Below are 18,963 nucleotides of genomic sequence, written 5' to 3'. Positions count from 1 at the left end.
TAGGGAGACGCTAATGAATTTCCGCCTGACCGGACTTGCTCTGGCAACAACGGTATTAGTGGGATGTGCCAGTTCTGGGAGCCAGCAGCCTCAGGGGCGTTCGGACCCGCTCGAAGGGTTCAACCGTTCAATGTTCAACTTCAACTACAACGTGCTGGACCCGTATGTTCTGCGTCCGGTGGCCGTAGCGTGGCGTGACTATGTGCCGGTGCCAGCGCGCAACGGCCTGAGCAACTTCACCAGCAACCTCGAAGAGCCCGCCACGATGGTGAACTACTTCGTGCAGGGCGATCCGTACCAGGGGATGGTACACTTTACGCGTTTCTTCCTGAACACCCTGCTGGGGATGGGCGGCTTCATCGACGTGGCCGGAATGGCTAATCCTAAACTTCAGCGCGTCGAGCCTCACCGCTTCGGCAGCACGCTGGGCCATTACGACGTAGGCTACGGCCCTTATGTGATGTTACCGGGCTACGGCAGCTTCACGCTGCGTGAAGACGGCGGTGACTTCGTCGATACCCTGTATCCGGTGCTATCCTGGCTGACCTGGCCGATGTCCATCGGTAAATGGGCGGTTGAAGGCGTCGAAACGCGTGCTCAATTGCTGGATTCCGACGGCCTGCTGCGCCAGTCTGCCGATCCTTACATCACCGTGCGTGAAGCCTACTTCCAGCGCCATGACTTCCTGGCCAACGGCGGCCAGCTTAAGCCAGAGGCGAATCCGAACGCGGCGGCGATTCAGGATGACCTGAAAGATATCGACTCCCAGTAAGCGATATCTGGATGTGAAAAAGCGAACATTTATGTTCGCTTTTTTATTGTCATCACACTGACATAAAATGACACATCTTTACTCGCCAGCATTTTGTGTTGGTATGTTATAAAATAACAATCTGAAAATACTGTGCAACTCTTGCGCACCTCACATTTAAAACATCATGCCACCTACCCGGTTACCCGAAGCTGAACTGCTGCCTCAGGCGCTGCCCGCTCGCTATTCGCTGGCCGGCGCGCAGGCCCGACTCGCCGCCCGCGCGGTGTTCGCCTTAACCTTCTTGCTGTTTATGATGCTCCTGCTGGCGCTGACGGTCAGTATTCTGGAGCCGGCTTCCCGCTGGGTCGCTTTATTGTGCAGCAATGCCGCCGCGCTTTTGTTATTGGTCATTTCACTGCACGCGGCGCAGCGTATTTGCCAGTGGCGAAGCCTTAAATTTTCCCCACCGGCTGAGCCTTCGGTTCAGCATGAAGATGTGCCAAAGAACCCGCTTTTGAGCTGGTTCACGGGTCTGGTGCCGTTCAATTTTGCCCGGGCTGAAGCTTTGTTTAAGGCGGAGGGCATCTGGTCCGGGGCGCTTGCCGCGCTGACGTTCTATATTGCGCTTTCTGGCTGGAGTAGCCGCTACGTTCCGCTGTTGGACAGTAATAACCGCTGGATTGCGGTGGCCTGCCTGGCAGGATCCGTCTTTGTGTTGCTGGTGGCTGAACGGCATCTCAGTGCGGTGTCGAAAGAGGCCTCCCCGGAAGCCGGGTCGATAGCGCCGCTGCTGCGCCTGGTGATGGCGGTACAGCTTCTGAGTTTACCGGGACTTGTCTGGCCACAACTTAACAGTGCACTGGCGATAAACTTGCCTGCTGTTCTGGTGCTGTTGGTTGCCGCCGAGTTTATGCTGCGCGGGCTGTTCTCTCTGTTTGCGCCCCCCGGAGACGGTACGACAGAACCAGGGCTGATTCCCAAAAGCCAGCTGGCCGCCCAGCTAACCTGGCCGCCGCGCCCGCTCGGGTTTTTACAGCAGGAGCTGCACCAGCGGTTTGGCATCGACCTTCGCCAGGTCTGGGCTTTCACCGTCCTGAAGCGCGCGTTTATCCCGATGGTGACCCTGATGCTGATCTGCGGCTGGCTGCTGACCGGGGTGCAGCAAATTTCAGCCACCGAACGTGGCGTGTATGAGCGCTTTGGCCGCTCTGTGGCGGTGCTTGAACCGGGGCTGCATCTGGGGCTGCCCTGGCCGTTTGGTCGGGTACAGTTGACCGAAAATGGCCAGGTACATGAGCTGGCGGCTGGGGAAGATCCGGCCAGCCAGGCTCCGGCAAAACGCGCCGACGCCGAAGGCCCCGCGCCCGCCAGCGCCGACAGACTGTGGGACGCCACCCACAACTTCGACAAAGCACAAATCATCGCCAGCCAAAGTGGGGATCGGCAAAGCTTGCAGATCGTTAACAGCGACGTGCGTTTTATGTGGCGTATTGGCCTGAGCGACAAAGCCGCACTGGCGGCGACCTACCGGGCGGTAAACCTGTCCGAACTGGTGCGCAGCACCGCAAATCAGGTGTTGGTTCATCAGTTCTCGTCTTTAACGCTGGACGATGTCCTGAGCGAGCGGCGTGACGACCTGGCCGGGCAGATTAACCAGGCCGTGCAGCAGCAGCTGGATAGCCTGCACAGCGGCGTGGAAATTCTTTCTACCGTCGTGGAGGCGATTCATCCGCCTGCCGGCGCGGCCGATGCCTTTCATGGCGTGCAGGCCGCGCAGATTGCCGCCCAGTCGCTGATCCTGCGGGAGCAGGGAAGTGCGGCCGAAAAAGCCGCGCTTGCCGCGACCAATGCCGCAGTGCGTGAGAACACGGCGCAGGTCAATGCCACCGAAGCGTTAAGCGAAGCTCAGGCAACGGCCACCCGCTTTGCCGCGCAGAAAAACGCGTACCAGCAGGCCGGACAGATCTTTATCGACGAGCTTTGGTTTAAACAGCTTCAGCAGGCGCTCAGCGGCCGCCCGTTATTGGTCATTGACCAGCGAATTGGTGCCGGTTCGCCGCCCACGCTCGATCTGCGTGATTTCCCTACTTCTACCGATGCGGCGCGGCGTGACGCGCCCGCTAAACCCGCACAGGAGCTTTCCCGGTGAGCCATTCGCACTCTCATGGACATCATGATCACCACCACGGCCACGGCTGCAGTCATGGTCACTCTTCCGCCCCGGAAGGGGGTAAAAAAGGCGCCTGGAAGCGTATTGCCGCCGCCGTTGTTTTGGTTGTTATTCTGCTTGCGGCCGCGAGTCTGGTGCAGGTGAGATCCGGTGAATCCCTGGTGATCACTCGTTTTGGCAAACCTGTCCGCGTACTGCTGAAACCGGGGCTTGCCTGGCGCTTGCCCGCCCCTTTTGAAACTGCGACGGTGGTGGATCTGCGCCTTCGGACGACGTCCAGCGGGCTGCAGGATGTCGGCACGCGCGATGGCCTGCGGATCATCGTTCAGTCCTACGCGGTGTGGGAAGTGGATAGCACCCCTGAGCATGTGCAGCGGTTTATGCGGGCAGTGCAAAACCAGCCGGACGAAGCGGCCCGGCAAATTCGTACTTATTTAGGTTCGGCGCTGGAAACCACCGCCAGCGGCTTCACGCTTTCTCAACTGGTGAACACCGACGGCAAACAGGTTCAGCTGGCGCAGTTTGAGTCTCATCTTCAGCAGCAAATCAGCCAGCCGCTGCTGCAAAGTTACGGCATCAGGCTGGTGCAGATGGGTACCGAGCGCCTGACGTTGCCTGCCGTGACGCTCAACGCCACGGTTGACCGTATGCGCGCAGAGCGTGAAACCATTGCGATTGAGCGTACGGCGGAAGGTAAGCGTGCGGCGGCAGAGATTCGTTCGGCTGCCGATCGCGATGCCCGTATTACAGAAGCTCAGGCCTCGGTGAAAGCGGCGGATATCGAAGCCCAGGCCCAGGTACAAACGGCGTCGATTTACGGCAAAGCCTACGCCAGCGCACCGCAGCTTTATAGCCTGCTGCGCCAGATTGACGCCCTCAGCGGCATGGTGAATGGGCAAACCCGACTGGTGCTGCGTACCGATGCCAAACCGTTCAGCCTGCTGGTTGACGGGCCGCAAATGGATAAAGCGACGGATAAAAAACCATGACCGAACGGCAAAAACTTGAGCCCGGTGGGCCGTGGGCGCAGTCGATTCGGCTGGCGTTTATCGCGATTTTTGTGCTGACGCTGTTTGCCGCCGGGGCGTGGCTGCTGTCGAATGTCCGGCAAATTCCACCGGGTAGCAGGGCCGTGGTGCTGCGCTTCGGCGCGGAGCAGCGGGTGGCTGAACCAGGCTTGCTGCTTGCCTGGCCCGCGCCGGTCAATGAAGTGGTGATGGTGCCGGGGCCGGATCGGGTGATTGAACACCGGGTGACCGCGCTGCTGCGCTCGTCCGAAGCGCAAAGCCTGGATATCAACGGTGGCCCCGGCAATGATGCTGTTTCGGGCTCAGGTTTCTTGCTCACCGGTGACGCGGGCGTTGTGCAGCTGGATATTAGCGTGTTTTACCGGGTCAGAACGCCAACCGCTTACGTCCTACAGGACAAACATGTCCTGCCCCTGCTGGATCGGCTGGTGGAGCGCGCGGCGGTCGCGGTTTGCGCTTCCCGCGATCTGGATACCATTCTGGTTGCCCGGCCCGAAATGCCCGGCAACGATATGAACGTGTCTCAGCAGCGCGAGCAGCTACGGAGCGACGTGCAGCGAAATATCGAACAAAACTTGCTGCGGCTGCAGGCATCGGGGAGCGACGCGGGTATCACGCTTGAGCGGGTAACCGTGCAGTCAGCTTTACCACTGACGACCGTGGCGGCATTCAACGCGGTCTTAACCGCCAGCCAGCAGGCCTCGAAAGCAATCGCGACGGCGCAAAGCGATGCCTCATTAACGCGGCAAAAGGCGGTTCAACAGGCCGATCAGATGCTACAAACCGCCCAGGCCAAAGCGCAGGAGAGCGTGGCGAAGGCGCAGTCGGACACGGCGACGATTGCCCGACTGGCCAGCAACCATGACGATCCCGATTTACTGGGACGCATTTACCGCCAGCGCATAGCCGGGATCCTGTCCCAGGCCGGATCGGTGATTACCGTGTCGCCGCAGGATGATGCCCATTTGATCCTGCAGGGTGTAGCGCAACAAGAGGCGACGAAACCATGACTTCTTCTGTACAAGCCGGTGGGGCGCTTACCCGCCAGGAGCAGCGGTATATCACTCGCCAGCTGATGCTGGCGCTGGTGGCCAGCGGGGCACTTATTCTGGGGCTGCTTTGGCGGTGGCTGGCGCCTCAACAGATTGCCGTCGGCGATTTACTTTTGGGCGCGGCTTCGGTGGTCGTTGCTGTCCCGGTGCTGCGTCACGCGCTGCATAGCCTGCGCTATCCCAGCCTGCACGGATTGACCGACCAGCTTATCGCGCTGGCATTGTTGGGTGCCTGGGCGACGGGCGATCTTCTGACCGCCGCGCTGCTGCCGCTGATCATGATCGTCGGGCATATTCTCGAAGAGCGAAGCGTCATTGGCTCACAGGAAGCTATTGCAGCGCTGAGCAAACTCACGCGCAGCCGGGCGAGGCGATTAAGCGCAGATGGCCAGCTACAGGAAATCGACAACCACGATCTCGAACCAGGCGATGTGGTTGAGGTGCGTGCCGGGGATCATATTCCTGCCGACGGCCTGGTGCTGGAAGGCAAAGCCAGCCTGGACACAGCGCCCATTACCGGGGAGTCCGTGCCGCAGGAAGTTGAGCCGGGTGCGGAAGTTTTTGGCGGGGCGATAAACCTTGATGGCCTGCTGCGCATCCGGGTCACGCGTACCGGAGAAACCTCGACATTGGGGCGCGTGATCGCCCTGATGCAAAGCGCGGAACAGGCAAGCCCGCCGATAACGCGCCTGCTCGAGCGCCATGCGGCACGTTATCTGCTTTTAGTGCTGATGATTGCCGCCAGTACCTGGTTCCTGACGCAGGATGCCCAGGCGATGCTGGCCGTTTTGGTGGCGGCCTGTCCCTGCGCGCTGGTGCTTTCCGCCCCGGCATCATCTATTGCCGGGCTGACGGTGGCCGCCCGCCACGGCATTTTAATTCGCGGGGCGGCGTTTCTTGAGGAGCTGGCGGAGATCAACGCCGTAGTGGTCGACAAAACCGGCACGCTGACCTACGGCAGGCTGCATCTGCAGGCCGTGGCACCATACGGTGATACCGATCCCGCCTGGCTGCAAACCCTGGCGGCGAGCCTGGGCGCGACCAGTAATCACCCGGTCAGCCGCGCGGTGAGCGAGATTGTTTCGCGGGAAGTCTGGCTGCCCCTCGACAACGTGCGTGAGCATCAGGGGTTAGGCGTTTCTGCCTCTACAGCGCAGGGAGAAGCTGTGCTTGGCAGGCGTGAACTGTTGGCCGCCACGTTGACCGACTTACCTGAAGCCCCTGAACACGATGGCCCGATTGTCGGGCTGGCGCTGGATGGCCGTTTTCTTGGCTGGCTGCTGCTGGCCGATAGTCTGCGTGACGAGGCAGCCACGGCGATGGCCGAGCTGCGCGATCTTGGGCTAAACCGACAGCTTTTACTGACCGGCGATCGCCAGTCGGTTGCCGACCGGATTGCGCACCAGGTGGGGATTACCGACGTGGTGGCCGGGGCGCTGCCCGCGGATAAGCTGGCACAGGTGAAACGACAAATCGACAGCGGCTATCGGCCTATGGTTATCGGCGATGGTATCAATGATTCGCTGGCATTAAAGGCTGGCGTGGTGGGTGTGGCAATGGGGGCTGGTGGGTCCGATATCGCGATGTCTTCGGCGGATATTGTGCTGATTGGCAGCGATCTTCGTCGCCTGGGCACCTGCGTGCGGCTGAGCCGCCGCTGTCGCCGGACTTTGCAGGTCAACGTGTTTATCGGCCTGGGCTGGACGCTGGCCATTGTTGCGATGGCGGCTTTTGGCTGGCTGGGAGCATCAGGTGCCGTTATCGCCGCGCTGCTGCATAACCTCAGCACGCTGCTGGTGCTCGGCAACGCGGGAAGGTTACTGCGGTTTGAAGAGAAGCTGAGCGAGCAGGCATAAAAAAAGCGCCTTCATCAGAAGACGCTTTACTTTTTGGGGCTGTAACTTAGAACGCGTAGTTAAAGTTAGCGCCGTACAGCCAGGCTTTACCTTCAGATTTGAAGGTGTATGGGCCTTCTTCGATATTGACTTTCTGACCGTGCATGTAGGAAACGCCGACGTCCACAGAAGCGTCTTTGTTAAACGCATAGGTGGTACCGGCGCTCAGCCACAGGCGATCCTGGTCTGGAATGGAGATAGAGCGCTTATCAGCCGGAACCGGGCTGTCATCGAACGCGATACCGGTACGGAACGTCCAGTTGTCGTCCATGTAGTAGGTGGTACCCAGCGCGATGCGGTAAGCATCTTTGAAGCCTTCATCTTTATAGAACAGCGTCTGGCCATTGCTGCCGGTTGCCTTCAGCTCCTGGAACTGGCTCCAGCTGGTATAGGTCAGGCTATAGTGGACGGCCCATTTCGGCGCCACTTTGTTATAACCGGACAGTTCCCACATTTCTGGCAGATGCAGACTCAGAGAGCCAGGAACGGTTGCACCGTTGGTTCCGGAAGGCAGACCAAAGTTCGACAGCAGCGGGTTAAACGCCGCAGGTAAACTGCTCTTATAGTCGCCGTCAAAGTCGACTTTGACTTCTGAACGGTAGGTAAAGCCGTAGCGGTTGTCTTTATTAATTTCATAAAGAATACCTGCGTTCCAGCCGAAGCCCCATTTATCACCCTTCAGGTGGGCAATCTGAGTATCGGCCGGCAGTGTCCCGATAGCCTGGCGTTGAGCCGGAGTCAGTGGAGACGCTGGGTTGCCAGCAATCAACTGCGGCAGATCGCCTGCGTAACGCTCAATCTTCGCTTTAGCATAAACAGCGTCGAAACCGAGGCCGAAGCTCCAGTTGCTGTTCAGTCGGTAAGCGCCGCTCAGGTTCAGGTTCAGGGTGGTCAGGTCGGTGGTACCGCCCATCGAGCCCGCTGCATAGCTGTCATTATATTCGGTGGCCAGGCCGTAGTTCGAGGTGACGGAGGCACCCCAGCCAAACTGTTCGTTAATCGGCGCAACAAAGTGCAGGTTAGGGACCCATGCGGTTGGTGCGATGTTTTTCGCATCCAGGCTTTTGCCTGACGGCGAACGGCCAGAGATATCAACGTCCGGGTCAACGAAGATCGCGCCAGCAGAGAAAGAAGGGCGATCGAACATCATGATGGTAGCGGGGTTGCGGCTTGCTGAACCCGCATTATCCGCAACTGCACCTTCCCCCGAATACGCTCGGCCAAGGCCAGAGGAAGAGAACTCGTTTAATTGAAAGCCGGCGGCGTACGCCTGGGAGGAGACTATTGCCACTGCAACCGCGAGGGCTGACTTTGTAAACAGGTTTTTCTGGCTCATGACCAAAACCTCATTGATTTATTTTTATGCAAACAATGTTACATACCGTAACAGGAGCGCGAATAGTAGGGACTGATCGGGTACAGAGAAATCAGACCAGTGGCGAGAGTATAGGTCTGACCAGCGAGGATGTTGCAAGTTTGTTTCTAAAGTTTTTCATGTTTGATCTTGAAAACGGGATCTGAGTGGCAAAATTGGGGGGAACTTCTCATCAAAGCGGGGATGTTATTTGTTTTAGATCATTTTTAAGTGTGATTTCCGTCACTTGTCGGTTTTGTGAGGATTATCAACTGGAGCCGATGCAACGGCGGGCGTAAAATAGCCACAATTATTTTAACCATTCTCCTTTTTTAAGCCGCATTACAGAGGAAAGCGTGATGAGTAAAAATACCGCCGATGAAACCCCGGTTTGCTGCTGCATTGATGTCGGTTCTATTATCGACAACACAGATTGCATCGCCTCCTACAGCCGTGTATTTGCTAGCAAAACAGAAGCCGATGAAGTCCTGGCTGCGTTAACGGCTAAGGCCCGTGACGTTGAGTCTGAACCTTGTCAGATTACACCGCGCTACACCGAAGTTGCCGATGGCGTGCAGCTGGATATTGATTTCCAGTTTAGCTGCCAGGCCGAAACGATGATCTTCCAGCTCGGCCTGCGTTAAGTTCCTCCTCTCTAATTCCCCCGTGTAAAGCGGGGGCGTTCATTTCGTTATGTAATAATTCGTGTCGCTTCTCCCATTTTTCTCGCCAGCCAGTTGGCTGAATGTGAATTTTTAGTTAAGACTGTGATCAGGTCAGACCACTTTTTGTCTGTATTCACTTTTTTAGCAGGGGAGCGTTATGAGTCAGGCACTGCCGTTGATTACCCGCCAGGGCGATCGTATTGCCATTGTCAGTGGTTTACGTACGCCGTTTGCCCGCCAGGCCACGGCTTTTCATGGTATTCCCGCCGTCGATCTCGGCAATATGGTGGTGAGTGAGCTGATGGCCCGCAGCGAAGTGCCGCCTGAAGCGATTGAGCAGCTGGTATTTGGCCAGGTGGTACAAATGCCGGAAGCGCCAAACATTGCCCGTGAAATTGTGCTGGCGACCGGCATGAGCGTCCATACCGATGCCTACAGCGTCAGCCGTGCGTGTGCCACAAGTTTCCAGGCCGTTGCAAACGTGGCCGAAAGTTTGATGGCCGGTACAATCCGCGCCGGGATTGCAGGCGGCGCAGATTCCTCTTCCGTGCTGCCTATTGGCGTCAGCAAAAAGCTGGGCCGCACGCTGGTGGACGTGAATAAAGCACGCACGCTCGGGCAGCGGCTGAAACTGTTTTCCAAATTACGTCCTCGCGATCTGTTACCTGTTCCTCCCGCCGTGGCTGAATATTCTACCGGTCTGCGTATGGGGGATACCGCTGAGCAGATGGCGAAAACTCACGGCATCACTCGCGAACAGCAGGACGCGCTGGCGCATCGTTCCCACGAGCGTGCCGCTCAGGCCTGGCAGGAAGGAAAACTGGCTGATGAAGTGATGACGGCGTTTATTCCTCCCTATCGCCAGCCGTTCGCCGAAGATAACAACGTGCGTAGAGGCTCAAGCCTCGCCGATTATGCAAAACTGCGCCCAGCGTTTGACCGCAGGCACGGCACCGTGACCGCAGCGAACAGTACACCGCTGACCGACGGCGCTGCGGCCGTGATCCTGATGACCGAATCCCGGGCAAAAGAGCTTGGCCTCAAGCCGCTCGGTTTCCTGCGCAGCTACGCATTCACCGCCATTGATGTCTGGCAGGATATGCTGCTTGGCCCGGCGTGGGCGACGCCGCTGGCGCTCGAGCGCGCGGGGATCACGCTGAATGATTTGACTCTGTTTGATATGCATGAAGCTTTTGCCGCGCAGACGTTAGCCAACCTGAAAATGCTTTCCAGTGAAAACTTTGCCCGCAATGTGCTGGGCCGGGCTCACGCGACGGGCGAAGTCGATGACGCGAAATTTAACGTGCTGGGCGGGTCGATCGCCTACGGGCATCCGTTTGCGGCGACGGGCGCAAGGATGATTACCCAGACGCTGCATGAACTGCGTCGCCGTGGGGGAGGCTTTGGCCTCGTGACCGCGTGTGCGGCCGGTGGGCTTGGTGCGGCAATGGTTCTGGAGGTGGAGTGATGGCACAGCAAGGCGCATTCGATTTACACATCCGACTGGATAACGTTGCCGTAGTGACCATCGACGTTCCGGGCGAAAAAATGAATACCCTGAAGGCCGAATTTGGCGCGCAGGTACACAGCATTATTAAAAAGCTGCGTGACAACCCGAGCGTGCAGGGGCTGGTATTTATCTCCGGTAAACCGGACAACTTTATCGCCGGGGCCGATATCAACATGATAGGCGGCTGTAAAACAGCTCAAGAAGCACAAGAGCTGGCGCGACAGGGGCAGCAGATCATGGCGGAAATCGCCGCGCTGCCGATCCCGGTGGTGGCCGCCATTCACGGCGCCTGCCTGGGTGGTGGCCTGGAGATGGCGCTTGCCTGTCACGTCCGCATTTGCACCGATTCACCTAAAACGCTGCTTGGCCTGCCGGAAGTGCAATTGGGCCTGCTGCCGGGCTCGGGCGGCACTCAGCGTTTGCCTCGCCTGGTCGGCGTCAGCAATGCGCTGGACATGATTTTGACCGGCAAGCAGCTGCGCCCGCGTCAGGCCCTGAAACTGGGACTGGTGGATGACGTAGTGCCCGAATCTATTTTGCTTGAGGCCGCCGTTGAGCTGGCGCTTAAAGGGCGAAAACCTTCGCGTGAACTGCCGGTAAAAGAACGCGTGCTTGCCGGGCCGCTGGGGCGCTCGCTCTTGTTCAGCATGGTCAGCAAGAAGACCGAGGAAAAGACGCAGGGCAATTACCCGGCAACACGCCGCATTATCGAGGTGATCCGCACCGGGCTGGAGCAAGGGAGCAAAAGCGGCTATGAAGCCGAAGCCAAAGCGTTTGGTGAGCTGGCCATGTCTCCTGAATCTGCCGCCTTACGCGGCCTGTTCTTCGCCAGTACGGAGTTGAAAAAAGAGTACGGCGGTGAAGCGAAGCCCGGCAAACTAAATTCTGTCGGCGTGCTGGGGGGCGGATTGATGGGCGGCGGGATTGCCTATGTGACGGCCACCAAAGGCAAGCTTCCGGTGCGTATTAAGGACATTAACAACGAAGGCATTAACCACGCGCTGAAATACAGCTGGGATCTGTTGGAGAAGAAAGTCCGTCGCCGCCATATGAAGCCTGCTGAGCGGCAACGCGAGCTGGCACGCATCTCTGGTGGAACCGATTACCACGGCTTTAGCCAGCGAGATATTGTGGTAGAAGCCGTGTTTGAAGATTTAGCGCTGAAGCAAAAAATGGTGGCTGAAGTGGAGCAGCATGCTGCGCCGCACACCGTTTTTGCCTCAAATACTTCTTCGCTGCCGATTGCCGATATTGCCGCTCAGGCAGCGCGCCCGCAGCAGGTTATTGGCCTGCATTTCTTCAGCCCCGTAGACAAAATGCCGCTGGTTGAAGTGATTCCTCATGCAGGGACTAGCGCGGAAACCATTTCCACGACCGTGCAGCTGGCGAAAAAACAGGGCAAAACGCCGATTGTGGTAGGCGACAGCGCCGGATTTTACGTCAACCGCATTCTTGCGCCTTATGTCAATGAAGCGCTGCGCTGCCTCACTGAAGGTGAGCCGATCGAGCGTATCGACGAGGCGCTGGTGAAGTTCGGTTTCCCGGTGGGGCCGGTACAATTATTGGATGAGGTTGGGATAGACGTCGGCACGAAAATTATCCCGATTCTGCAGCAAGCCTTTGGCGATCGCTTTGCCGCGCCCGATAGCGTGGATGCAATCTTGAAGGACGATCGCAAAGGGAGAAAAAATGGTCGCGGTTTCTATCTTTATCCGGCAAAAGGGCGTAAAAGCAAGAAACAGCCTGACACAGCGATTTACACGCTGTTAGGCGTTACGCCGAACGGGCGTCAGACCCCGGCGCAGATAGCCGAGCGCTGCGTCATGATGATGCTCAACGAGGCCGCTCGTTGCCTCGATGAAGGCGTGGTCAGAAGCGCACGTGATGGCGATATTGGCGGCGTTTTCGGCATTGGTTTTCCGCCGTTTTTAGGCGGGCCGTTCAGGTATATGGACAGCCTGGGGGCCGCCGATGTGGTGGCAAAATTACAGCGTTTAGCGAGCCAGTACGGGGAGCGGTTCAGCCCCTGTGAAAGGCTGATTATTATGGCTGAACAACAGCTTAGTTTCTGGCCTGCGTTGACGTCGCAGCCGGTGACGGAGCTTGACGAAACGCTGAGCTAAAATCGGGAAATGTACGCTGCAAGGTCATTTTGTAAACAGATATTGACTATACTTGCAGCATTGAGGTAAAAGACAGCGTTTCATTCGATGTACGGATAAGGCACAATGCCCGGCTGCCGTGAACCCCACTTTTTTCAGCGTGTGGGTTCAGGCGTTCCTGGTTAACAAAAGCGGTGCAATATGCAAGTTTTTATCATGCGTCACGGCGACGCAGCACTCGATGCTGCCAGCGACTCGGTTCGTCCCTTAACCCAATGTGGGTGTGATGAATCCCGTCTGATGGCGACCTGGTTAACAGGTCAAGTGGCAAGTATCGAACGTGTTCTGGTGAGCCCTTACCTGCGAGCTGAACAGACCCTGGACGTGGTGCGGGAAGCGCTGAACCTCCCGGAAAAAGAAGACATCCTGCCAGAGCTGAGGCCCTGCGGTGATGTGGGCCTGGTGGGGGATTACCTGCTGGCGCTGGCGAGTGAAGGTGTTGAATCTGCGCTGGTGGTTTCCCACCTGCCGCTTGTGGGTTACCTGGTTTCCGAGCTTTGCCCGGAAGAGGCTCCACCGATGTTTACTACTTCGGCCATTGCCAACGTCACGCTGGACCCGGATACCGGTAAAGGGGTGTTTAACTGGCAGATGAGCCCTTGCAACTTCAAGGTGGCTAAGGCTATCTGATTGCTGTGAGCATGAAAAAAAGAGTCGCGAAAGCGGCTCTTTTTGCGTTTAAGGTGCGGATAATTTTTCCCCTCACCCTAACCCTCTCCCCAAAGGGGAGAGGGGACCGTCCGGCATTGTTTTTCCCAAATGGGAGAGGGGATTGTCCGGCATTGTTTTTCCCAAATGGGAGAGGGGATTGTCCGGTGTCTTTTTCCCCTTCCTGGTGAAGCCTACGTTCACGATTTGTTTTCCCCCTCTCCCTCTGGGAGAGGGCCGGGGTGAGGGCAATCCCTTACGCTGAATTTACGGCAGCTCCGGCGGCTGCCACTCCTCAATCTCAATCAGCACCAGCAGCGCGGCATCGCCGCCGTACTCTTTCGGTGCCTGATGAAACGCCACAATATGCGGGTGCTGTGCCAGCCAGAGCGGCGTTTGCTGCTTTAGAACGTGTTTACCGTGGCCGTGCATCACGCAGGCACAGAAAACATGCTCGCGGCGACAGGCGGCAATCAGCGCGCCCAGTTCCTGTTTGGCCTGAAGCTGGGTCAGGCCGTGCAAATCAAGAAACAGTTCCGGGGAATAATCCCCGCGGCGCAGTTTTTTCAGCTCAAAATGACTCACACCTTCACGGACGTAGCGCATTGGCCCTTCGGTCGCCAGGCGTGGCTGGAACTCATCGGAAAAATAGTGGCTGGCATCGGCCTGCTCCTGCAGCAGACGCTTCACGGGCACTTCCGTTATTTTCTTGCGCACCGGGCGGTGGACAATCGTGTCCTGAGCCAGTTTTTTCGTGCCGCCCATCAGGCCGCGAAACAGCGCCTCATCTTCGGAACTGAGCGGTGATTTCTTTTTCATGTTTCTCTCATCTCGCATTCGCTTTGCGGCCAGTTTACCTGCTTTACCCGGCGGCAATAAAGAAAACGCAAATTTCACGGCCTCCCGGCGTCGATGGATGCTGATTTGTCGCCTCCTTCATGGCAAACTAGCCGATTATTATTGAACTAGCGTGAGTCGCCTGCGGAGGGCACGTGGATAAAATTTTCGTCGATGAGGCAGTAAACGAGCTGCATACCATTCAGGACATGCTGCGCTGGTCGGTCAGCCGCTTTAGCGCCGCCAACATCTGGTATGGGCACGGCACCGACAATCCATGGGATGAAGCCGTTCAGCTGGTTCTGCCAAGTCTGTACCTGCCGCTGGATATTCCTGAAGACATGCGCACCGCGCGCCTGACCCCAAGCGAGCGCCACCGCATCGTTGAGCGCGTGATTCGCCGCGTCAACGAACGTATTCCTGTTGCTTATCTGACCAACAAAGCCTGGTTCTGCGGCCACGAGTTCTACGTGGACGAACGTGTACTGGTGCCGCGCTCGCCGATTGGGGAGCTGATTAATAACCGCTTTGCCGGGATGATCGACCACGAGCCGCAGCACATTCTGGATATGTGCACCGGCAGCGGTTGCATCGGGATTGCCTGTGCCTATGAATTCCCGAACGCGGAAGTGGATATCGTTGATATTTCCCCTGACGCTATCGCCGTCGCTGAGCAGAACATTGCCGAACACGGTCTGGACCATAACGTCACGCCGATTCGCTCTGACCTGTTCCGCGATCTGCCTAAAGTGCAGTACGACGTAATTGTCACGAACCCGCCGTACGTTGATGAAGAAGACATGGCGGATCTGCCGGGCGAATACCACTTCGAACCTGAGCTGGGCCTGGCGGCAGGCAGCGATGGCCTGAAGCTGGCTCGTCGAATCCTTGGCTGCGCGCCGGATTACCTGGCCGACGGTGGGATCCTGATTTGTGAAGTCGGGAACAGCATGGTACACCTGATGGAGCAGTACCCGGAGGTGCCGTTCACCTGGCTTGAGTTCGACAACGGCGGCGACGGCGTATTTATGCTGACTAAAGCGCAGCTGATTGACGCTCGCGAGTACTTCAGTATCTACAAAGATTAATTGCCGAACGTAGACGAGCCTTCGGGCTCGTTTTACTTCCCGCGCACAACACAATAACGAGAACGGTGATTAAGGAGCCGTGATGGCTGGTAACAGTATTGGACAGGTTTTTCGCGTAACGACATTTGGTGAATCTCACGGCATCGCGCTGGGCTGCATTGTTGACGGCGTTCCGCCGGGCATCCCGCTGACCGAAGCCGACCTGCAGCACGATCTCGATCGTCGCCGTCCTGGCACCTCGCGTTATACCACTCAGCGTCGTGAACCTGACCAGGTCAAAATTCTCTCCGGCGTGTTTGAAGGCGTGACGACCGGCACGAGCATCGGCCTGCTGATTGAAAATACCGATCAGCGTTCCCAGGATTACAGCGCCATCAAAGACGTGTTCCGTCCGGGACACGCGGATTACACCTACGAACAAAAATACGGCCTGCGCGATTATCGCGGCGGCGGTCGTTCTTCTGCGCGTGAAACCGCTATGCGCGTTGCTGCGGGTGCCATTGCCAAGAAATACCTTGAGCAGAAATTCGGCATTAAAATTCGCGGCTGCCTGACGCAGATGGGCGATATTCCGCTGGAAATTAAAGACTGGGATCAGGTTGAGCAGAACCCGTTCTTCTGCCCGGACCCGGATAAAATCGAAGCGCTGGATGAGCTGATGCGAGGCCTGAAAAAAGAGGGCGACTCCATCGGCGCGAAAGTGACCGTTGTGGCTGACAACGTGCCACCGGGCCTCGGTGAGCCGGTCTTTGACCGCCTGGACGCAGACATTGCCCACGCGCTGATGAGCATCAACGCGGTGAAGGGCGTGGAAATTGGCGAAGGCTTCGGCGTGGTGAATCTGCGCGGCAGCCAGAACAGGGACGAAATCACTCAGCAAGGCTTCCAGAGCAACCATGCGGGCGGCATTCTGGGCGGCATCAGCAGCGGCCAGCAGATTGTGGCTAACATGGCTCTGAAACCAACTTCCAGCATTACCGTGCCGGGCAAAACCATTAATCGCGAAGGCGAAGAAGTGGAGATGATTACCCGCGGGCGTCACGATCCTTGCGTGGGGATCCGCGCTGTGCCGATCGCAGAAGCCATGCTGGCTATCGTGTTGATGGATCACCTGCTGCGCCAGCGCGCTCAGAACGCTGACGTTTCTTCCCCGCTGCCTCGCTGGTAAGACGATGAACAAACTCCTGATCGGAATGCTGGCGCTGGCCGCCAGCGCTCAGGCTTTAGCGGCGACGCCGTGGCAAAAAATCGACCATCCGATTGCCGGTAGCGCGCAGTCTATTGGCGCGTTTTCCAACGGTTGCATCGTGGGGGCTCACGCGTTGCCGCTTGAGGACGCCCGCTACCAGGTAATGCGCCCGGATCAGCGTCGCTACTTTGGCCATCCCGATCTGGTGATGTTTATTCAGCGCCTGAGTAATCAGGTAAATCAGCTCGGCCTGGGCACGGTGTTGATTGGCGACATGGGGATGGCGGCAGGCGGGCGTTTTAGCTCCGGCCACGCCAGCCACCAGACCGGGCTTGATGTCGATATCTTCCTGCAACTGCCAAAAACTCGCTGGACGTCGGCGCAATTGCTGCGTCCTCAGGCTTTGGATTTGGTTGCCGCCGACGGCAAACGCGTGGTGCCATCGCTCTGGAAACCAGAAATCGACAGCCTGATTAAGCTCGCGGCTAAAGATAACGAGGTGACGCGCATCTTCGTGAACCCGGCTATCAAGCAGCGGCTTTGCGAAGATGCGGGCGCTGACCGTGACTGGCTACGTAAGGTGCGCCCTTGGTTTGCCCACCGGGCCCACATGCACGTTCGCCTGCGCTGCCCGGCTAACAGCCTGGAGTGTGAGGATCAGCCTCTGCCTCCGCCGGGAGACGGCTGTGGTGCCGAGCTGCAAAGCTGGTTCGCGCCGCCTGCACCGGGCAGCACGCCGCCGAAAAAGACAACGCCACCGCCGCTACCCGCCTCCTGTCAGGCATTACTGGATGAGCACGTTCTCTAACGGATAAGTTAATGGAATGGTTTATGGTTTCCCCGCTGCTGCTGGTGGCGCTGTTTTTTGTCGCCATGCTGGCCGGGTTTATTGATGCCCTGGCGGGCGGCGGTGGGTTACTGACGGTCCCTGCTTTGCTGGCGGCGGGCATGTCTCCGGCTCAGGCACTGGCAACCAACAAGCTCCAGGCCTGCGGTGGGTCGGTGTCAGCCTCTCTCTATTTTATTCGCCGCAAGGTGGTCAGCCTTGCCGATCAGAAACTCAATATTCTGATGACGTTTATCGGCTCTACCTGCGGCGCGCTGCTGGTACAGCATGTGAAGTCTGATATTTTGCGCCAGATCCTGCCGCTGCTGATTATCGGCATCGGGCTCTATTTCCTGCTGATGCCAAAGCTCGGGGAAGAAGACCGCCAGCGCCGTCTGCACGGTTTGCCGTTTGCGTTAATTGCCGGGGGCTGCGTCGGTTTTTATGATGGCTTCTTTGGCCCCGGTGCCGGGTCGTTTTACGCGCTGGCTTTTGTGACGCTTTGCGGCTTCAACCTCGCCAAATCTACCGCCCACGCGAAAGTCCTGAATGCTACGTCGAACCTTGGCGGGCTGCTGCTGTTTATCATCGGCGGCAAGGTGATTTGGGGTACCGGTTTCGTGATGATGGCCGGGCAATTTTTAGGGGCGAGGGCGGGTTCGCGGCTCGTATTGAGTAAAGGGCAGCAGCTGATTCGCCCAATGATCGTCGTGGTTTCGGCGGTAATGAGCGCCAAGCTGCTGTATGACAGCCACGGACCGGAAATTCTCCATTGGTTAGGGATAGCCTGAAATGAATGATGCCACCATGAGCAAACAACACCATTACCAGGAACTGATTGACGTGTTCGATAGCTGCTTCCTGGCAGAGTTTAATACCCGCCTGATCAAGGGCGATGACGAGCCGATCTATCTGCCTGCGGATGACGAACTGCCGTATAACCGCATCGTCTTCGCGCACGGCTATTACGCCAGCGGAATGCATGAGATCTCCCACTGGTGCGTGGCGGGCGCAGAGCGTCGCAAGCTGGTGGACTTCGGCTACTGGTATTGCCCGGACGGGCGAGACGCCGAAACCCAGGGCAAATTTGAAGATGTGGAAGTGAAGCCGCAGGCGCTGGAGTGGATGCTCAGCACCGCCGCTGGCTTCCCGTTTAACGTCAGCTGCGACAACCTGAGCGGCGATTTTGAGCCTGACCGCATTGCGTTTCAGCGTCGGGTTCATGCCCAGGTTATGACTTATCTGAAAGAAGGGATCCCAGAGCGCCCGGCCCGTTTGATTGACGCGCTAAGGGCGTATTATGGCACTCCTGCGCTCGAAGCCGGGCAGTTTGCCTGGCCAGAAGACCTAAACTAAAAATCACCTGTATGAAGAGGATGTATGATGATCGCGGAATTTGAGTCACGTATTTTGGCGTTGATTGATGAGATGGTGGAGCACGCCAGTGACGACGACCTGTTTGCCAGCGGTTATCTGCGTGGGCACCTGACTCTGGCGGTAGCCGAACTGGAAAACGGCGACGACCACACGCCAGACGCGCTGCATGTGGTGGTGAGCGATAGCCTGCAAAAGGCGATTCAGGCCGGTGAGCTGTCGCCGCGCGATCAGGCGCTGGTGCTGGGCATGTGGGAAACGCTTTTCGAGAAGGCGAAGTTTTAAGACTGGCCCTCTCCCTAACCCTCTCCCTAAAAGGGAGAGGGGATAAACCGGTTTAACTCTCGACTTCTTGTAAAGAAAGAACCTTGTTTTTCTCTCGCGGTTCTTTCAGGGAATAGCTCCTGTTTT

17 protein-coding genes are annotated in these 18,963 nt (G+C 57.7%); 15 read left to right on the top strand and 2 right to left on the bottom strand.

What is annotated here, in order from left to right:
* Positions 1–13 precede the first annotated feature (13 nt).
* The 5 genes from mlaA to LH86_RS20190 all read left to right on the top strand — a co-directional run bounded on the left by mlaA (position 14) and on the right by LH86_RS20190 (position 6,860).
* Positions 14–772, top strand: a complete 759-nt coding sequence (gene mlaA / locus LH86_RS20210; protein ID WP_008459669.1) for a phospholipid-binding lipoprotein MlaA — start codon at positions 14–16, stop codon at positions 770–772.
* 166 nt (positions 773–938) lie between these two features.
* The gene (gene hflK / locus LH86_RS20205) at positions 939–2,903 is read left to right on the top strand and encodes a protease modulator HflK (protein ID WP_039305208.1); all 1,965 of its coding nucleotides are present in this window, start codon (positions 939–941) and stop codon (positions 2,901–2,903) included.
* Positions 2,900–3,913: a protease modulator HflC gene (gene hflC, locus LH86_RS20200; protein WP_039305204.1), complete on the top strand. Its 1,014-nt coding sequence runs from the start codon at positions 2,900–2,902 to the stop codon at positions 3,911–3,913. The genes hflK (LH86_RS20205) and hflC overlap by 4 nt, the downstream gene beginning before the upstream one ends.
* On the top strand, positions 3,910–4,962 hold the full coding sequence (hflK, locus tag LH86_RS20195; RefSeq protein WP_039305201.1) for a protease modulator HflK: 1,053 nt from the start codon (positions 3,910–3,912) through the stop codon (positions 4,960–4,962). The genes hflC and hflK (LH86_RS20195) overlap by 4 nt, the downstream gene beginning before the upstream one ends.
* Entirely contained in the window at positions 4,959–6,860 is a 1,902-nt protein-coding gene (locus tag LH86_RS20190; RefSeq protein ID WP_039305198.1) for a heavy metal translocating P-type ATPase, read from the top strand. The genes hflK (LH86_RS20195) and LH86_RS20190 overlap by 4 nt, the downstream gene beginning before the upstream one ends.
* Positions 6,861–6,906: 46 nt before the next feature.
* Here LH86_RS20190 and fadL read toward each other — a convergent pair whose 3' ends face one another.
* Positions 6,907–8,235, bottom strand: a complete 1,329-nt coding sequence (gene fadL, locus LH86_RS20185) for a long-chain fatty acid transporter FadL (protein ID WP_039305195.1) — start codon at positions 8,233–8,235, stop codon at positions 6,907–6,909.
* Positions 8,236–8,612: 377 nt separating this feature from the next.
* Here fadL and LH86_RS20180 point away from each other — a divergent pair, with 377 nt between their 5' ends.
* From LH86_RS20180 to sixA, 4 genes are all read left to right on the top strand, one after another.
* On the top strand, positions 8,613–8,897 hold the full coding sequence (locus LH86_RS20180) for a YfcZ/YiiS family protein (protein WP_039305192.1): 285 nt from the start codon (positions 8,613–8,615) through the stop codon (positions 8,895–8,897).
* 178 nt (positions 8,898–9,075) lie between these two features.
* Positions 9,076–10,386, top strand: coding sequence for an acetyl-CoA C-acyltransferase FadI (fadI, locus tag LH86_RS20175; RefSeq protein ID WP_039305189.1), 1,311 nt, complete (start codon positions 9,076–9,078; stop codon positions 10,384–10,386).
* Entirely contained in the window at positions 10,386–12,551 is a 2,166-nt protein-coding gene (gene fadJ / locus LH86_RS20170; RefSeq protein WP_039305186.1) for a fatty acid oxidation complex subunit alpha FadJ, read from the top strand. The genes fadI and fadJ overlap by 1 nt, the downstream gene beginning before the upstream one ends.
* Positions 12,552–12,731: 180 nt before the next feature.
* On the top strand, positions 12,732–13,220 hold the full coding sequence (sixA, locus tag LH86_RS20165) for a phosphohistidine phosphatase SixA (RefSeq protein WP_039295618.1): 489 nt from the start codon (positions 12,732–12,734) through the stop codon (positions 13,218–13,220).
* A gap of 285 nt (positions 13,221–13,505) precedes the next feature.
* Here the strand turns inward: sixA and smrB are convergent, their stop codons facing one another.
* A complete protein-coding gene (gene smrB / locus LH86_RS20160; protein ID WP_008459682.1) occupies positions 13,506–14,057 on the bottom strand; it encodes an endonuclease SmrB in 552 nt (183 codons plus the stop codon).
* Between the two features lie 173 nt (positions 14,058–14,230).
* Between smrB and prmB the strand changes: the two genes are divergently transcribed.
* The 6 genes from prmB to LH86_RS20130 all read left to right on the top strand — a co-directional run bounded on the left by prmB (position 14,231) and on the right by LH86_RS20130 (position 18,837).
* Positions 14,231–15,163, top strand: a complete 933-nt coding sequence (prmB, locus tag LH86_RS20155) for a 50S ribosomal protein L3 N(5)-glutamine methyltransferase (RefSeq protein ID WP_008459683.1) — start codon at positions 14,231–14,233, stop codon at positions 15,161–15,163.
* Between the two features lie 82 nt (positions 15,164–15,245).
* Positions 15,246–16,331: a chorismate synthase gene (gene aroC / locus LH86_RS20150; RefSeq protein ID WP_039295616.1), complete on the top strand. Its 1,086-nt coding sequence runs from the start codon at positions 15,246–15,248 to the stop codon at positions 16,329–16,331.
* Between the two features lie 4 nt (positions 16,332–16,335).
* Positions 16,336–17,160 carry a penicillin-insensitive murein endopeptidase gene (gene mepA, locus LH86_RS20145; RefSeq protein ID WP_039305183.1) on the top strand — a complete coding sequence of 275 codons (825 nt, stop codon included), beginning with the start codon at positions 16,336–16,338 and terminating at the stop codon, positions 17,158–17,160.
* A gap of 11 nt (positions 17,161–17,171) precedes the next feature.
* The gene (locus tag LH86_RS20140; RefSeq protein WP_039305179.1) at positions 17,172–17,969 is read left to right on the top strand and encodes a sulfite exporter TauE/SafE family protein; all 798 of its coding nucleotides are present in this window, start codon (positions 17,172–17,174) and stop codon (positions 17,967–17,969) included.
* 16 nt (positions 17,970–17,985) lie between these two features.
* A complete protein-coding gene (locus LH86_RS20135) occupies positions 17,986–18,534 on the top strand; it encodes an elongation factor P hydroxylase (protein ID WP_039306437.1) in 549 nt (182 codons plus the stop codon).
* Between the two features lie 27 nt (positions 18,535–18,561).
* Positions 18,562–18,837 (top strand): YfcL family protein, encoded by a 276-nt coding sequence (locus LH86_RS20130; protein ID WP_008459691.1) that lies wholly within the window; start codon positions 18,562–18,564, stop codon positions 18,835–18,837.
* Positions 18,838–18,963: the final 126 nt, after the last annotated feature.

Origin of the sequence: Cedecea neteri (assembly GCF_000758325.1) — a bacterium.
GTDB lineage: Bacteria > Pseudomonadota > Gammaproteobacteria > Enterobacterales > Enterobacteriaceae > Cedecea > Cedecea neteri_B.
Note: the sequence above shows the minus strand (reverse complement) of the source record. Positions and strands in the feature narration are given on the sequence as shown.

Coding starts and splice junctions, on each gene's coding strand:
- fadL (WP_039305195.1), bottom strand. CDS start 8,235: ATGAGCCAGAAAAACCTGTTTACAAAGTCAGCCCTCGCGGTTGCAGTG.
- LH86_RS20135 (WP_039306437.1), top strand. CDS start 17,986: ATGAGCAAACAACACCATTACCAGGAACTGATTGACGTGTTCGATAGC.
- LH86_RS20190 (WP_039305198.1), top strand. CDS start 4,959: ATGACTTCTTCTGTACAAGCCGGTGGGGCGCTTACCCGCCAGGAGCAG.
- aroC (WP_039295616.1), top strand. CDS start 15,246: ATGGCTGGTAACAGTATTGGACAGGTTTTTCGCGTAACGACATTTGGT.
- smrB (WP_008459682.1), bottom strand. CDS start 14,057: ATGAAAAAGAAATCACCGCTCAGTTCCGAAGATGAGGCGCTGTTTCGC.
- fadJ (WP_039305186.1), top strand. CDS start 10,386: ATGGCACAGCAAGGCGCATTCGATTTACACATCCGACTGGATAACGTT.
- LH86_RS20140 (WP_039305179.1), top strand. CDS start 17,172: ATGGAATGGTTTATGGTTTCCCCGCTGCTGCTGGTGGCGCTGTTTTTT.
- fadI (WP_039305189.1), top strand. CDS start 9,076: ATGAGTCAGGCACTGCCGTTGATTACCCGCCAGGGCGATCGTATTGCC.
- LH86_RS20180 (WP_039305192.1), top strand. CDS start 8,613: ATGAGTAAAAATACCGCCGATGAAACCCCGGTTTGCTGCTGCATTGAT.
- LH86_RS20130 (WP_008459691.1), top strand. CDS start 18,562: ATGATCGCGGAATTTGAGTCACGTATTTTGGCGTTGATTGATGAGATG.
- mlaA (WP_008459669.1), top strand. CDS start 14: ATGAATTTCCGCCTGACCGGACTTGCTCTGGCAACAACGGTATTAGTG.
- mepA (WP_039305183.1), top strand. CDS start 16,336: ATGAACAAACTCCTGATCGGAATGCTGGCGCTGGCCGCCAGCGCTCAG.
- hflK (WP_039305208.1), top strand. CDS start 939: ATGCCACCTACCCGGTTACCCGAAGCTGAACTGCTGCCTCAGGCGCTG.
- hflK (WP_039305201.1), top strand. CDS start 3,910: ATGACCGAACGGCAAAAACTTGAGCCCGGTGGGCCGTGGGCGCAGTCG.
- sixA (WP_039295618.1), top strand. CDS start 12,732: ATGCAAGTTTTTATCATGCGTCACGGCGACGCAGCACTCGATGCTGCC.